Source organism: Vreelandella sp. ssv, assembly GCF_059448525.1.
The window spans coordinates 103416-118021 of sequence record NZ_CM182545.1; the positions used below are offsets into that span (position 1 = coordinate 103416).

The 14606-nt window shown below is 55.4% G+C and carries 13 protein-coding genes; 12 read left to right on the top strand and 1 reads right to left on the bottom strand.

All coding sequences use genetic code 11. The features are described from left to right. Positions 1–98: 98 nt before the first annotated feature. The 12 genes from AC5TBW_RS00485 (at position 99) to AC5TBW_RS00540 (ending at position 13911) form a co-directional block, all read left to right on the top strand. Positions 99–1790 (top strand): methyl-accepting chemotaxis protein, encoded by a 1692-nt coding sequence (locus AC5TBW_RS00485; protein WP_495510248.1) that lies wholly within the window; start codon positions 99–101, stop codon positions 1788–1790. Between the two features lie 70 nt (positions 1791–1860). Then, a complete protein-coding gene (cheY, locus tag AC5TBW_RS00490) occupies positions 1861–2250 on the top strand; it encodes a chemotaxis response regulator CheY (RefSeq protein ID WP_009097747.1) in 390 nt (129 codons plus the stop codon). Between the two features lie 42 nt (positions 2251–2292). Further along, on the top strand, positions 2293–2988 hold the full coding sequence (cheZ, locus tag AC5TBW_RS00495) for a protein phosphatase CheZ (RefSeq protein WP_495510249.1): 696 nt from the start codon (positions 2293–2295) through the stop codon (positions 2986–2988). 103 nt (positions 2989–3091) lie between these two features. Beyond that, positions 3092–4258 (top strand): flagellar biosynthesis protein FlhB, encoded by a 1167-nt coding sequence (gene flhB, locus AC5TBW_RS00500; protein WP_495510250.1) that lies wholly within the window; start codon positions 3092–3094, stop codon positions 4256–4258. Next, complete coding sequence (gene flhA / locus AC5TBW_RS00505) at positions 4255–6342, top strand: flagellar biosynthesis protein FlhA (RefSeq protein WP_495510251.1); 2088 nt, start codon at positions 4255–4257, stop codon at positions 6340–6342. Before flhB ends, flhA begins: the two co-directional genes overlap by 4 nt. 59 nt (positions 6343–6401) lie before the next feature. Further along, positions 6402–8585, top strand: a complete 2184-nt coding sequence (gene flhF, locus AC5TBW_RS00510) for a flagellar biosynthesis GTPase FlhF (protein WP_495510252.1) — start codon at positions 6402–6404, stop codon at positions 8583–8585. Then, the gene (locus AC5TBW_RS00515; protein ID WP_495510253.1) at positions 8582–9154 is read left to right on the top strand and encodes a hypothetical protein; all 573 of its coding nucleotides are present in this window, start codon (positions 8582–8584) and stop codon (positions 9152–9154) included. Before flhF ends, AC5TBW_RS00515 begins: the two co-directional genes overlap by 4 nt. A gap of 25 nt (positions 9155–9179) precedes the next feature. After that, entirely contained in the window at positions 9180–9608 is a 429-nt protein-coding gene (locus tag AC5TBW_RS00520) for a flagellar protein FlhE (protein ID WP_495510254.1), read from the top strand. 26 nt (positions 9609–9634) lie between these two features. Then, positions 9635–10336, top strand: a complete 702-nt coding sequence (locus AC5TBW_RS00525) for an RNA polymerase sigma factor FliA (RefSeq protein WP_495510255.1) — start codon at positions 9635–9637, stop codon at positions 10334–10336. Positions 10337–10377: 41 nt separating this feature from the next. Then, a complete protein-coding gene (locus AC5TBW_RS00530) occupies positions 10378–11199 on the top strand; it encodes a motility protein A (RefSeq protein ID WP_215090133.1) in 822 nt (273 codons plus the stop codon). 5 nt (positions 11200–11204) lie between these two features. Further along, positions 11205–11876 carry an OmpA/MotB family protein gene (locus tag AC5TBW_RS00535; protein WP_495510256.1) on the top strand — a complete coding sequence of 224 codons (672 nt, stop codon included), beginning with the start codon at positions 11205–11207 and terminating at the stop codon, positions 11874–11876. Between the two features lie 28 nt (positions 11877–11904). Beyond that, entirely contained in the window at positions 11905–13911 is a 2007-nt protein-coding gene (locus AC5TBW_RS00540) for a sensor domain-containing diguanylate cyclase (RefSeq protein WP_495511888.1), read from the top strand. Between the two features lie 11 nt (positions 13912–13922). Here the strand turns inward: AC5TBW_RS00540 and AC5TBW_RS00545 are convergent, their stop codons facing one another. Further along, on the bottom strand, positions 13923–14525 hold the full coding sequence (locus AC5TBW_RS00545; RefSeq protein ID WP_495510257.1) for a hypothetical protein: 603 nt from the start codon (positions 14523–14525) through the stop codon (positions 13923–13925). Between the last annotated feature and the right edge of the window lie 81 nt (positions 14526–14606).

Below are 14606 nucleotides of genomic sequence, written 5' to 3' on the forward strand. Positions count from 1 at the left end.
TAGCTGGAATAAGAACTTTGCATGGAATAAGAACGTAGCTTGGAAAGTGTCTAAAAAAACGTGACATAAAAATTAATAAGCTCGCAAGGGAACTCCTCATGAATCGTTTACTGCGCAATATGAGTATTCACGCCGCTGTGATTGCAGCGCTCGTCTGCTTTGTCGCTCTGATTTTAGTGATTGCGGGACTAAGTGCGGTGGCTGATCGCAACGCGCAAAATAATTTGGCAACGCTCAGCCAGATTAGCGATGCGCAGTTAAACGAGATTAATCGCGCCGATTCGCTGTTAAACCAAGCCATGCTGGCGATGGAAACTGCTTCAAACTACTTGATGGTCGGCCAGACCCAGCAGTCCAATGCGCAGGTCGATGTGGCAGCTAATCGTATCGAGCGTTCTGAGGAGCGTTTTGAACGCTTTGCCGCAGCGCCCCTGTCACCACAAGGAAAGGCGTTGGGAGACGCTTTGACTGCAGACTTCCAAACGGTACTTGAGTTGGTAAAGCAGCAGCATGAAACCTTTGAATATATGGATCTCACCCGATATAACAATCTGCGTGATGAGCTGGTTGAGCCCTTAGGTAGTTTGGCAGCCAGCATGACGGCCTTCGTCACTTACGGGTTTCAGCGCGTTGAAACCATTCGCACCGATGCCGCGGCTCAGGGCAACCTATTCACCATGATTAATGCGGGAGTGGTGATCTTTGCGCTGCTAATGACGCTGGTGATTTACTTGGGTTTACGCCGAACGGTAATTGCGCCACTCAGAGACGCCGTGGATCGCTTGGATGCTATCGCAGATGCAGATTTAACCGATCCGCTGCCGGAGGCGGGTAAAAATGAAATTGGCCGTCTGTTTGGTGCGATGGGCTCCATGCAGCAGAACCTGACCAATATCGTGGGCCGAGTGCGGGAAGGCAGCAACGAGATTCATCACGGCACCCGTGAGATTGCCAGTGGTAACGCAGACCTCTCCTCGCGCACCGAACAGCAGGCAGCGTCGATTCAACAAACCGCCGCCAGCATGGAAGAGATGACCGCGACGGTAAAACAGAATGCCGACAACGCCCGCCAAGCCAGTACCTTGGCCGCTGACGCCTCCACAACCGCTGAGCGTGGAGGCCAAGTCGTTGCGCAAGTGGTGCAGACCATGCACGGTATTTCGACGAGCTCGAAAAAAGTTGCCGACATCACCAGTGTTATAGATTCGATTGCCTTTCAAACCAATATTTTAGCTCTCAACGCTTCGGTAGAAGCGGCGCGTGCCGGTGAGCAAGGTCGCGGCTTTGCGGTGGTGGCGGGAGAAGTGCGTAACTTGGCCAGCCGCAGTGCCGATGCGGCCAAAGAGATTAAAACCCTGATTGATGCCTCGGTAACACAGATTCAGCAAGGCTCCACCCTGGTCGAGCAAGCGGGCACCACGATGTCGGATGTGGTCACTGCGGTGCGCCGTGTCACCGATATCATGGATGAGATTTCTGCTGCCTCCCAGGAGCAGAGCGACGGCATTGAACAGGTTAGCCAAGCAGTCGGCCAGATGGATCAAGTCACTCAACAAAACGCCGCGCTGGTGCAAGAAGCGTCGGCCGCAGCGGCGTCGTTGGAAGAACAAGCCAACCGCCTGGAAGAGGCCGTCGCTGTCTTCAAGCTGTTGGGAATGCAGGCAGCGTCTCATCAGTCGCTACCGTCTGCGTCTTCAGCCCCTCATGCGATGCCTGCCGCCAGAATCGACCAGCAAGCGCGTCGACCTGCTAAGCAGCATAGCGACCACGAAGAGTGGGAAGAGTTTTAAGGAAGCGTTTTAAACCCCTGACTGTACTTTCCAGTCACCCCTGTGCCATGTATTGACGAGAGGATGACCGATGGCAGATAAGAATATGAGTTTCCTGGTCGTAGACGACTTTCCCACCATGCGTCGGATTGTGCGTAGCCTGCTTAAGGAGCTGGGCTTCACCAACGTGGATGAAGCTGAAGATGGCCAAGATGCGCTCAATAAGCTGCGGGCTGGTAATTTCGAGTTTGTGGTATCCGATTGGAATATGCCCAACTTGGATGGTCTTGAGATGCTCAAGGAGATCCGCCAGGATGAAGCGTTGAAGGGTCTTCCCGTGCTGATGGTGACCGCCGAAGCAAAAAAAGAAAACATCATTGCGGCTGCTCAGGCGGGCGCTAACGGCTATGTCGTCAAGCCGTTCACTGCCGCTACCCTTGAAGAGAAGCTCAATAAGATCTTCGATAAAATGGGTAAATGAAGTGGCTAGGCCTGTGTGCCTGGTTAACGAGGAGACAACATAATGAGTCAGAATGAGCAGTCCGGTTCAGGCCAGCTGTCCGAAGACGCCGCTGAAGACCTCATTCATCGCATTGGTAAGCTAACGCGCATGCTGCGTGAAAACATGCGTGAGTTGGGTCTGGACAAAGAGATCGAGAAAGCGGCAGAAGCCATTCCTGATGCCCGCGACCGCTTGCACTATGTCGCGACCATGACGGAACAGGCGGCAGACCGAGCGCTTAATGCGATTGATCGTGCCCAGCCGCTACAGGATCAGTTGGCGGACCGTGCCAGCGCCTTGGATAAGCGCTGGGCCGAGTGGTTTGAGGCGCCCAAAGAGCTGGATGAAGCCAAGGCATTGGTCGTCGAGACACGTACTTATCTTAGTGACGTGCCCGATATGACCTCAGCGACCAACAAAGAGCTGATGGAAATCATGATGGCCCAGGACTTCCAAGACCTGACCGGCCAAGTGATTAAGAAGATGATGGACGTGATCCAAGAGATCGAACACCAGTTGGTGCAAGTGCTCATCGAAAACGCTCCAGGCGCACATGCACGAGAAACAATGCAGCGCAAGGTCGAGGATCAGTGGAAAAACGACAATGCACGACGCAACGAAGAGCTTTTGAATGGGCCGCAAGTAAGGGACAATGCACCTGATATCGTCACTGGGCAGGATCAGGTTGACGACTTATTGGATGAGTTAGGCTTTTAAAGCGCGTTATTAAACGCCTGCGGGCATGCAAGTACGCCATTCAGCCGTCCTTTTGGACGGCTGAATACGTATTAAGCTCCGCTTCACCTGGCCGGATAACCGTATGGCAGATAACGATAGCGACCAGGAAAAGACCGAAGAGGCCACGCCTCGGCGAAAGGAAAAAGCCCGCGAAGAGGGCCAGGTTCCCCGCTCCCGCGAGTTAAATACGTTTTTACTTCTGCTTGGCGGCGTGATCGGCTTATGGAGCATGGGCAAAATGCTCTATGACCAGCTAGGCATGGTGATGGAGCAGGCGTTCCTGTTTGAGCGTCGCCAAGCGATGGAAAGCACGCCAATGCTGGTCAATGCACTGGATCTTGGTCAGCGCACGCTATTAGCCATGACGCCGCTATTTTTACTGTTAGCCGTCATTGCGTTAGTGGCACCAGGGCTGCTGGGGGGCTGGATGATATCGGCGAAATCGATGCAGCCCAAGTTTTCCAAGTTAGATCCTATCAAGGGCGTAAAACGTATTCTCTCCGCCCAGGCGCTGGTGGAATTGGCCAAAGCGATTGCAAAGTCGGTGCTGGTAGGGGGCACTGCTGCTTTGTTTTTGTATTACAACATCGGCAAATTTATGGCGCTGATGGATCAGCCTATTCAGCAAGCACTGACGAATGCGTTACGTATGGCGGCCCAAGCGGCTGGTTTAATGGTGCTGGTATTGATCGTGGTCATTTTGATCGATGTCCCTTTCCAGCTTTGGGATAATGCCAAGAAGCTGCGTATGAGCCAGGAAGAGGTGAAGCGCGAGCATAAGGAGTCGGAAGGGGATCCTCACGTGAAAGCGCGCATCCGCCAGCAGCAGCAGGCCATGGCGCGGGGCAGGATGATGAGCAAGGTGCCCCAGGCCGACGTTATCATTACCAACCCGACTCACTACGCGATAGCACTGGTCTACCAAGAAGGCAGCATGGGGGCACCGCGGCTGGTGGCAAAAGGCGCCGATGCGGTAGCCGCGAGAATTCGCGAAATTGCTGAAGAGGCTGGCGTACCACGATTGCAGGCAGCGCCATTGGCCCGAGCCCTGTATCATCATGTAGATCTAGAGGCAGAGGTGCCTGCCGAATTGTATACCGCAGTAGCAGAAGTAATGGCCTGGGCCTATCGCCTTAAGCAAGTCACGCAACAAGGAGGCGAGGTGCCCCCAACCCCTGATAACCTGCCGGTTCCACCGGAGATGGAAAACCCCGGGCGTAGCGCCGGTGGTAATGAGGCGCAATCATGAAAGGCTTGAACCAGCTAATAGGTCGGCGCGATTGGATGGGTAATGTGCGCATGAAGCTGCTGGTCGGGCCGCTACTCATCCTGATGATTTTGGGCATGATGATCGTGCCCTTGCCTCCTTTCGCGCTCGATCTCCTCTTCACCTTCAATATTGCGCTGGCCATTATGGTGTTGATGGTCAGCATGTTTACGCAGAAACCGCTGGATTTTGCGGCGTTTCCTGCTGTGTTGCTATTTACCACACTGCTGCGCTTATCGCTTAACGTCGCCTCTACCCGGGTAGTATTAATGGAGGGCCACCAAGGCGGTGCGTCTGCGGGTAAGGTTATCGAAGCGTTCGGCGCGTTTCTGGTGGGGGGTAATTTCGCTGTTGGTCTAGTGGTCTTTCTGATTCTCGTTATTATCAATTTTATGGTCATCACCAAAGGTGCTGGTCGTATTGCCGAAGTCGGGGCGCGCTTTACGCTGGATGCGATGCCCGGCAAGCAGATGGCTATCGATGCCGACCTTAACGCTGGCTTAATCGGCGAAGAAGACGCCAAAAAGCGCCGCGCCGAAGTCGCTCAAGAGGCTGATTTCTTTGGCTCCATGGATGGCGCGAGTAAATTTGTACGTGGTGATGCCATCGCCGGCCTGGTGATTATGGTGGTCAACATTATCGGCGGGTTGATGATTGGCATGCTACAGCACGATATGGGCTTTGCTGCTGCTGGTAAGACCTATATGTTGCTGGCGATCGGCGACGGTCTGGTGGCACAAATTCCAGCGTTGGTGATCTCGACCGCAGCGGGTGTCACGGTCTCACGGGTGAGTACCGACACCAACGAGGATATTGGCCAGCAAATGCTTAGCCAACTGTTCGTTAATCCTCAGGTGCTGATTTTGGCGGCCGTTGTTATGGGCCTGCTAGGCATGGTGCCCGGCATGCCCAATTTTGTATTCCTGCTCTTTACCTTGTTATTGGCCGGTTTGGCATGGTTTCTTATGCGCCAAAAAGAGCAAGCCTTGGTCAAGGAGGAAATTGCCACTGCACCTGTACCTTTACAAGAGACCCCCGAAGCTAGTTGGGAAGATGTGCAGCTTGTCGACACCCTCGGCTTGGAAGTGGGCCATCGTTTAATACCGCTGGTCGACTCGCGTCAAAAAGGTGAGCTGCTTGGCCGCATTAAGAGCGTGCGGAAGAAGTTTGCTCAGGAAGTCGGCTTCCTGCCGCCAGTCGTGCATATCCGCGATAATCTGGAACTGCCGCCCAATGCCTATGTGCTCTCCATGAAAGGCGCTGAAATTGGCCGCGCGGAGGCGCAGCCGGGCAAATGGCTGGCGATCAATCCAGGCCAGGTATCAGGCGAGTTGCAGGGCACCCATACCCAAGATCCCGCCTTTGGCTTGCCCGCTGTTTGGATTGACAGCAATCAGCGTGAGCATGCTCAGGTTTACGGCTACACCGTGGTGGACGCCAGTACGGTGATCGCGACCCACTTGAATCATCTGCTGCATCGCCATTCGCCGGAAATGCTGGGGCGTCAGGAAGTGCAGAAGCTGCTGGATAAAATGGGTGATGACCAGAAAGCGCTGGTCGAAGAAGTGATTCCGAAAGCCATTTCGCTGACGGTGTTGCAGCGTATTTTGCAAAACCTGCTGGATGAAGATGTCTCTATTCGCGATATGCGCACCATTTTGGATACATTAGCGGAGTACGCCAGCCAGCAAAAAGATCCTAACGAGCTAACGGCGTTAGTGCGTGTTTCCCTGGGCAGGGCGATTGTCCAGCAGTGGTTTGCCGGGCAGGAGACACTCAATGTAATGGGCCTGGATGCCCAGTTAGAACAAGTGTTGGTGCAGGCCATGAATGGCAACGGTGCGATGGAGCCCGGGTTGGCAGAGACACTGATGACCCAGGCCCAGCAGGCCTTAGAGCGACATGAAAGTTCTGGCGAACCACCGGTGCTGATCGTGCAGCACTCGCTGCGAGCAGTATTGTCGCGTTTCTTACGCCGTCGTTTACGCCATATGTCGGTGCTGTCTCAGGCGGAAATTCCCGATGACCGCACATTAAGGGTAACTACGCTGGTAGGCGGACGTTGATCATCGTATGCCGTGATAGGCTAGCGTCATCCATTTCCAGCATAGGCAAAGGGTAAGTCATGAGCGTTAGACGTTTCGTGGGAGCCAATAGTCGTGATGTAATGCGCCAAGTGCGCGAGACGCTCGGTGAAGATGCCCTGATTGTCGCTAATCGGCGCACTGAAGGGGGCGTTGAGATTCTGGCCATGGCGGACGAAGCCATTGACCATTTTGAGCCTTCACCAGAGCCTAGTCCTCCCGAAACGCTGGCAGCCCCGCCAGCGCAAGATGCGATGCAGACGATGAGTGAGCGCTTACTGCAAGAGATGCAGGATATGCGCGCTCTGCTGGCCAGTAGCCAGTCAGCTAAGGCTGCTCCCACTCCCCAGGAGCCGCCTGCGGGAACCGCTGCGCGGCTGCGCCAACTGCTATGGAATGTCGGCTTTAGCAGCGAGCTCGCTGATGAGCTGCTGGCGGGATTACCTGAGCCATTAATCGCAGTAGGTGGTGATAACGGCGCGCCGCTGCAGTGGCTGCGCCAGCAGTTAATGGATCGCCTCTGTGTGCTAAGTGATGAGCCAAGCTTTTTCGACCAAACCGGGATTGTTGCCCTGGTAGGACCAACGGGGGTAGGGAAAACCACCACCACCGCTAAGCTGGCCGCGCGTTTTGTCATGCGACATGGCACCCGCCCAGTGGCGCTGGTGACGACTGACAGTTTCCGGATTGGTGCCCATGAGCAGCTACGCATCTATGCGCGTTTGCTGGACACGCCCATGTATGCACTGGATGCCGAACAGCCCATTGACGACCTGCTAGGTCGCCTGCAGGGCAAGCAGTGGGTGATTATCGACACCGTGGGCATGAGCCAGCGTGACCAGCGCGTCATCGAGCAGATTGCCCACCTTCAGGGCGGACGCTCACGGGTGCGCCTAGTGCTACTGCTCAATGCTGCCAGTCAGCCGGAAACCCTCGAAGAGGTCGTATTGCGTTATCGCCAGGCCGCCCGAGCGGTAGGCGCAGAGTTAGATGACTGCATTATTACCAAGCAGGATGAGGCAGGCCGCCTAGCACCGGTACTCGACATTGTCATGCGTCATGGAATGCGCGTGCTGTTTGGTTCCAACGGTCAGCAGGTGCCTGAAGATATGGCGATTGCTGCTCCCGACGTCCTCGTTGATCAAGCGCTCAACACGGCAACGCCGCAGCGCGAACGAGCGCACAGTGCTGACACCCCAATGGGAATGCCACGCTGGTCTCGGGATGTTCTCGGGCAAGGGCGTCGCTTGTCGTCGTTGCTGGCGCGGCTGCGCCAACGCGTTACGGGATTTGCGGAATTAGAAGCAACCTGGGATTTAGCGTCACTACCGGGTCGTCTCCAAGAAGAGCGTTTAGATGCCCTATTGGCCCATTACCCAGCCGCCAATACAACGTTGGGAATGGCATGGTCAGCTCGGCGCAATGAGCGCGGCTGCGACTGGGCGATGCCCGATATTGGGTTAGACACAGAGGGCGCTTGGCTGGCGCTACCCTGGCTGCAGCATCGCCACGCGGCTGGGTGGCAGCCGCGCCTAGCCGCGCTGACGGAAGCAAGCGGTGTCGCGGTACATTTATTGCCACGCTTACCCGAGCCTGATGCGCTGGCGTGGCTAGAAGCCGAGCATTTGACCTGGATCAGCCAAGTGTCCCCTAGTCATCGCGTACGCTTTCACCACGAGCGCCAGACCATTCGCCAATTATTTAATGACAGTGTGCTGACGCACCATGTGGGCTTACGTTTTCGAGGACAGCCCGTGCAGCTTTGGACCGCTTACGCCGAAGTAGAGGACGCCTCCGGCCTTTCTCTGCTCGCCTGGTGTGGGGAAATTCGCGACCCTGAAAGTGCCAAAGTCGTGGCGCGGCGTTATTGGCTTACCCCGGCACGGCTGGGAGCAGAGGTGCTCTCGCTACTGATAACGCAACTGCAGAGCGACGGTTTAGCAGCGTTGACGCGCCGCGCGTGGCAGCAGTTAAAAGAGGCCGATAGCGGTGATGTAAACGCCGAAGTACGCCTGTTAATGGCCAGCGGTATGGCATCGGTCGCGGGGCATCTCGATGTCGCTGATGATGAGGGAGCGCAGACACTGCGCGGCGACTTGCTCAACCTGACGGGCACGAGCCGACGCCGTCGCGATACCGGTATGCTTGATGCGCTGGTCTATGCATTTATGGCGCGGGATGCGATTCGCCAAATGAGCAGTATTAGTCGCGAGGGCGTGGCGTGAGCGAACAAGATCAAGCCTCGGGACTGCGCAAGTGGGCCAACCTGCAGCGACAACAGCAGCAGGCTGAGGGAGCTGTTGATGTTGCGGCGGCAGAGCATGTGTCTGAACCTGAACAGATTGCTTCTCTTTTAACGCCGACCGCAGCAATGGCCGAAGAACCAGCAGCGATGGCGCCGCCCCAGCCTAAAATTCCGCTGATTGTGGTCGGATTGCCGGGTAGTGGTGCAGCCCAGGTGAATAAGGTTAAAGCCCGCTTGGGGCAATGGTCTACGCTAGGTCGAAGCTGGGCCGGTGATCCTGATGACTGGGACATACATATCGCCATGGCAGAAACGTCTGACCTGGCTCAGTTGTGTGATCAATACAGCCGTTGGGCACTTTGGATCAGCAGCGATGCCGATGCCTTTGCCGCTATGTACCGGACATTACGTCAGCTAAATGAACGGGGTGGGCCGCGCCGTTTACTGGCGCTTCACGAGCCACATTTGCCGCGCCAGGGGTTGCTTGATAACTTGCGTGGAGCCGCCGAGTACTACTTAAATATGGAACTACTGGTACTTGCACGATGAGTGACCTCCGCCGAGGAGACCAAGCATGCTAAGCTGGTTATCAAGAGGAGTGAAGGTGCAGATTGCGTTACTACTAATCGGACTGCTACTGACAGGGTTAGCGGCGAGTGCTCAGGCGGCAAGCGGTAGTTGGAGTACCCAGATCCCCGGGCTGATGGTGGCGATGAGTGATCGGACAAGTGCTAGTCAAACCGCTGCCCCTCCCGCCGTTGCTACTCTTAGATCAGGACAGCTTGAGCGTATTCAGTGGCAGTTTCAATATCCCCCCGATGCGCTGTTAAACGCCTGGTTATGCCATCCTGAGCAGTGCGTTGCGTTAACGGGTATGCGTGGCTCAACCACCGCACTGGCGGGGCGAGCGGCAGATGCGCCATTGCATTTTCGCTTTGCCTTACGCCCCGGCCAGCGGCCGGTTCGTGTGCAGGGGCTGCAAATGATTGTGAACTATCAGTGAAGGCTGTATAGCCGCGAGGCGAGAGGATGTACACAGCACAAGGCAGAATCAAACAGAGTGAGCTGTTGACGCAATACATGCCACTGGTGCGACGTCAGGCCTTGACGCTTCAGGTCCGTTTGCCAGCCAGCATTGAGCTCGATGACCTTGTTCAAGCCGGGATGGTAGGGCTATTAGAAGCGCTCGGTCGCTTTGATGCTACTCAAGGCGCGACGTTTGCGACCTTTGCCAGCCAGCGTATTCGTGGTGCGATGATGGACGAGTTGCGCACTCGAGACTGGCTGCCCCGCAGCGTTCGCCGCTCAGCACGAGCGGTAGATAGCGCCGTTCGTCAATTAGAACAACAGCTGGGTCGAGCACCGGAAGAGAGCGAAATTGCCCACCATCTTGAGATGCCGTTGAGTGAATATCAGCAGCTTCTCAATGACACTAATAGCGGTCAACTGCTGCCCTTTGAAGAGCTGGTGGCCGATGGCGGTGAGCCGGTGAGTAACGAGCTGAGTCATTCACCGTTTGAACAGTTGCTAGATGGCCAGCAGCGGCAAACCTTGATTGACGCAATAGAAGCGCTGCCCGAGCGTGAAAAGTTGTTAATGGCGCTCTATTACCAGGAAGAGCTCAACCTCAAGGAAGTAGGGGCTGTGTTGGGTGTAACGGAATCACGCGTTTCTCAACTGCATAGCCAAGCCGTGAGTCGTTTACGCGCGCGTTTACACGACTCCGCATAACACCTCTTGTTTACTCACTTGTGACCGGCAAGGAGCCGTGGATGAATCCTTCGACGTTAATAGGCATATTTGCCAGCATACTGCTGCTGGTGAGCGTGCTGTTTTTTACCGCAGAGTCCCCCGAAAGCTTCATCAATTTACCGGGGCTGGCCATTGTGGTGACCGGTACATTGGCGGCGACCTTTATCAGTTATCCGCTAAAAGAAGTGCTCCGTGTCGTACGTTTGGTGGGCTTGGTGTTCCGGCGTGAAAATACCTATATGCGTGACGATATCCGCGAACTGGTGGATATGTCGCGACTCTGGTTTAAAGGGGATGTGCGCGCGGTCGAGCGTGAGCTGGAGCATACGCGCAATCCTTTTTTACGCACCGGCATCCAGTTGGTGATTGCCAACACTAAAGAGGATGAGATTTTTGACATGCTGCGCTGGCGCATTGCCCGCCTAAAAGCACGTGAGCATGCCGAAGCACAAATATTTCGTACCATGGCCACCTATGCCCCCGCGTTTGGCATGATCGGTACCTTGGTGGGACTGGTGAATATGCTGGAGGTGATGGATGCTGGCGATCTGCAGGTGATCGGCCCCCGCATGGCGGTGGCACTGCTGACCACCTTTTATGGCATTTTACTCGCTAACTTAGTGTTTAAGCCGATTGCAGTGAAACTAGAGCGGCGTACCGAAGAGCGGTTGATTACCATGAACATGGTGCTGGAAGGTATTTCACTGATTACCAAACGTCGTTTGCCCTCGTTTATTGAAGAAACCCTTAACTCTTTTGTGGCTAATTACCACGATGAAATTCGTGATAATAGTGTCAAGCCAAGACCTGACTCGTCGGTGAGCTCGGCGGCTAAAGGATAGCCACCATGTTAGACCGTGATACACGCCATGCACTGGAAATGACACCATCGCCAGGCGATGGTGATGAGGGTTGGCTAACCAGCTATCTTGATGTGCTGACGCTGCTCATCACGCTTTTCGTGCTACTGCTTTCGATGACGCCCCCGGGTGGCGGTGAAGCCGCTGATACTGCTTTCATGCGTTCAGCTAGCGCTGTATCATCGTTGCCGCTAGCGTCTCTGGCCACCGGTATTAAGCCCCGCCACGAAGGATTGCAGCCGCAGTTTGCTGGGCTCAATATTCCTGGTGTAAGCGTATCGCAAGGCCGCGAAGGCGTTACGCTGAGAATTGATACCAGCTTGTTATTTCCCAGCGGCCAAGCAGTGTTGACCACTCAGGGGCGTAGCGTTATCGAACGTCTTATGGATGTGCTCAACGGTTTTGACGGGCAAATTTCGGTAGAAGGCCATACCGATAGCGTACCCATTTCGACAGCCCGCTTCCCCTCTAACTGGGAGCTTTCATCAGCGCGGGCGATCGCCGTTGTACGGCATTTAGAGCGCCAAGGGTTCAATATTTCTCGTATGCGGGCTGTCGGCTATGCTGATACCCAACCCATGGAACCGAACGCAACCGCAGATGGCCGAGCGGCCAACCGGCGCGTAGAGCTGTTGCTCAGGCAGCAGGTCGAAGGGTGAATAGATTCTTGAGGCCACGCCTGTGTCCATGTACCGCCCGCTATTGCAGTCGTTTGGTGCTTTGTTGGTATTAGATGTTGATTGCCGACGTATTCAAGCTACCAGCACAAACTTCACCCGCTTGACCGGTATAGAATGCCCTGAAAACGGGAAGTTAAGTCTTGCCTGCGTGTTGGGAAAACGTCTTAGCCAGCGAGTGCGTCGTGAGCTTCAGGGGCAGCAGCGCCTGCCCGGGCCGTTGGCGTTTATTCGACCTAAACACAGCAGCGTACGTTTTCAACTGCATGCTTACCGAGAAGATAAGCAAGTCATTGTTGAGATTGAGCCACTTAACCCTCTTGGAAAACGCCGTCTACTGGGGACGGTGAACGAGCGGTTGATGCATTTGGCTGAATCGACTCATCAAGAGGAACTGCTCGACTCCCTAGTCAATGCCATTCAACAGCTCACCGGTCATGACCGTGTCAGCGTGTGCCATTTCGATAGCGATTGGCATGGCTTGATGGTCGCTGAAGCGCTGGGAGAGCAGTTGCCTTCGCTACTGGGTCAGCGTTTTCCCGCCAGTGACTTCCCTAGCGTTTTGCGGCAAAGCTATGAAAATCACCCCGTGCGGTTGATTGAAGATGCAAATGCCTCCCCTGAAACGCTAAAGCCCGCTTGCGCTGCCACACGCTTGCGCGGCAGTTTTTTACGTGCCCCTGCCCCAGAAAGGCAGCGCTATTTACAGCGCATGGGAGTACGTGGCTCGCTCAGTTTAGCCATGCAAGGGGACACTGGCCTGTGGGGCTTAGTGTTTTGCCACTCGGCAATTCCGCATTCGGTTGATCCCTCGGTGCGCGATGCTGTTCGCACCTTAGTGCAAATGGCCACGCAGCGCATGCTGCTACTGCGGGCGCGTCAAGAGGCGCGCTACTTACAGCGCGTACAGGATAGCCTTGTACTGAGTGCCCGAGCGCGCAGTGAACCGCATAGCCCCCAGCAGCTACTCCATGAGCAGGCGGCCACTTGGATGAAGCTGTTTCGCGCCCATGGCATTGTGCTCTGGGTGAATGGAGGCGCTTATCAAGCAGGCGTGACGCCCTCCCCGGAAGCCATTAGTCAGTTTGTATTACGTATCGAGAGAGCCCATGTACATAGCGGACCTTGGTGCACACGTCAGCTAGGCAAAGAGCCATTAACCTGCTCGTTAGCCATGCCCGACCAGTGCGGCGCCTTGGCCGTCCCGCTGCCAATGAATTCTACCCAGCGCGCATGGTTGATCTTCTTTCGCCCTGAGCAGGTAGAAACGTTGTATTGGGCGATGCAACCTTCAACGAATCCCCAGCAAGCGTCGATAGCGATCCCGTCGGTTGCTTGGTATGAAGAAGTGGTGGGCAAAAGCGAAGCGTGGCAGCGGGTAGAGCGCCTAGCGGCGGTCGATTTGGGTGAAGACCTGACGTTGGCGATTTCAGCCTATGAAATTAGCTCACTGAACATGCACTTGGAACGGGAGCGCAAAGCCCTTGCCGAGGTGAATCAGCGTCTTGAGCAGCTAGCGCATTTCGATCCATTAACCAAAGTGTGGAATCGTTACCGCATCGAAGAAGCGATCAATGCCGAGCTAGTGGCTGCCAAGCGCTACGCGGCTGCCTTTGCCCTGTTGCTATTCGATGTAGATAACTTCAAGCAGATCAACGATGCCCACGGCCATAGCGTTGGTGATGATGTGTTGGTGGCCCTGGCGCACTTGGTGGAGAGCTCGTTGCGTGGCTGTGACCACTTAGGTCGCTGGGGGGGCGAGGAGTTTATTGTACTGGCCACTCATTCAGACGTTGATGCCGCCATTGGTTTAGCCGAGCGGCTGCGCTCGCTGGTAGCAGAGCTGCATATTGCGGGTCTTGAGCAAATGATCACGGTAAGTATCGGTGTTGCCGTTTGGCAGCCAGGCGACAGCTGTAAAACCATTATCTCCCGGGCTGATGACGCTATGTACCGCGCTAAGCATGGCGGGCGCAATCGCGTTGAAATGGCGCCTGAAACCGTGGTGCCGATCTAATCAATCGCGCCTTAGTGAGGTCCATCACCTTCACACTGGGTGAGCATCCGGTTAATCGCTGCGTCGGCGCCTTGCAGGCTAAAGGTCATATACCAAGGCTCACGCTCCTCCTGGTCAAAGCCGAGAAACAGCTGCTCGCCCTGGCGCATGTCGGCCATCAGCGATTCCAAGTCACTTAAGTAAAAGTGAGCATAAAACCCGTCATCGCCGCGCTCGGTAATAAATTCTGCCATGGTGTCGATAACGGGCTGCTCATCAATCCTCAGCCGGGCGGGCACTAGGTTGACCGCACGGCTCTCACTTTGCTGCTGCTCAAGGGTCACCCGCATCTCCAGCCAGGGTAAGTCGCAAACGCCCGCGGTGGCGTTCAAGCTCAGCGTAGCATCCGAATAGCTGTAGGTTTCTACCGCCCGATAGTGGCGTTCGCTCCCCAGCGAGAGCGTCATTGACTGCCAATGGTCGTGGCTGGTCACGTCCTTGGTATTAAATGTGGCGGCACGAGTGTCGGGCGTCACTATCATTAGTGAAACGGCCATTGCCACCGCAGCTAACCGAGGAGCTAACATAGCGACTAACGTGGGTAAGCGGAAACGCGGGGTATCAGTAGCAGTCATGATCGGTGGGCCATTTAACTAAAAGGGTCAGTCTATAGCGTGTTTGGAAGTGTCAAAAGAGTAACGCGCTGATTTTTCTAT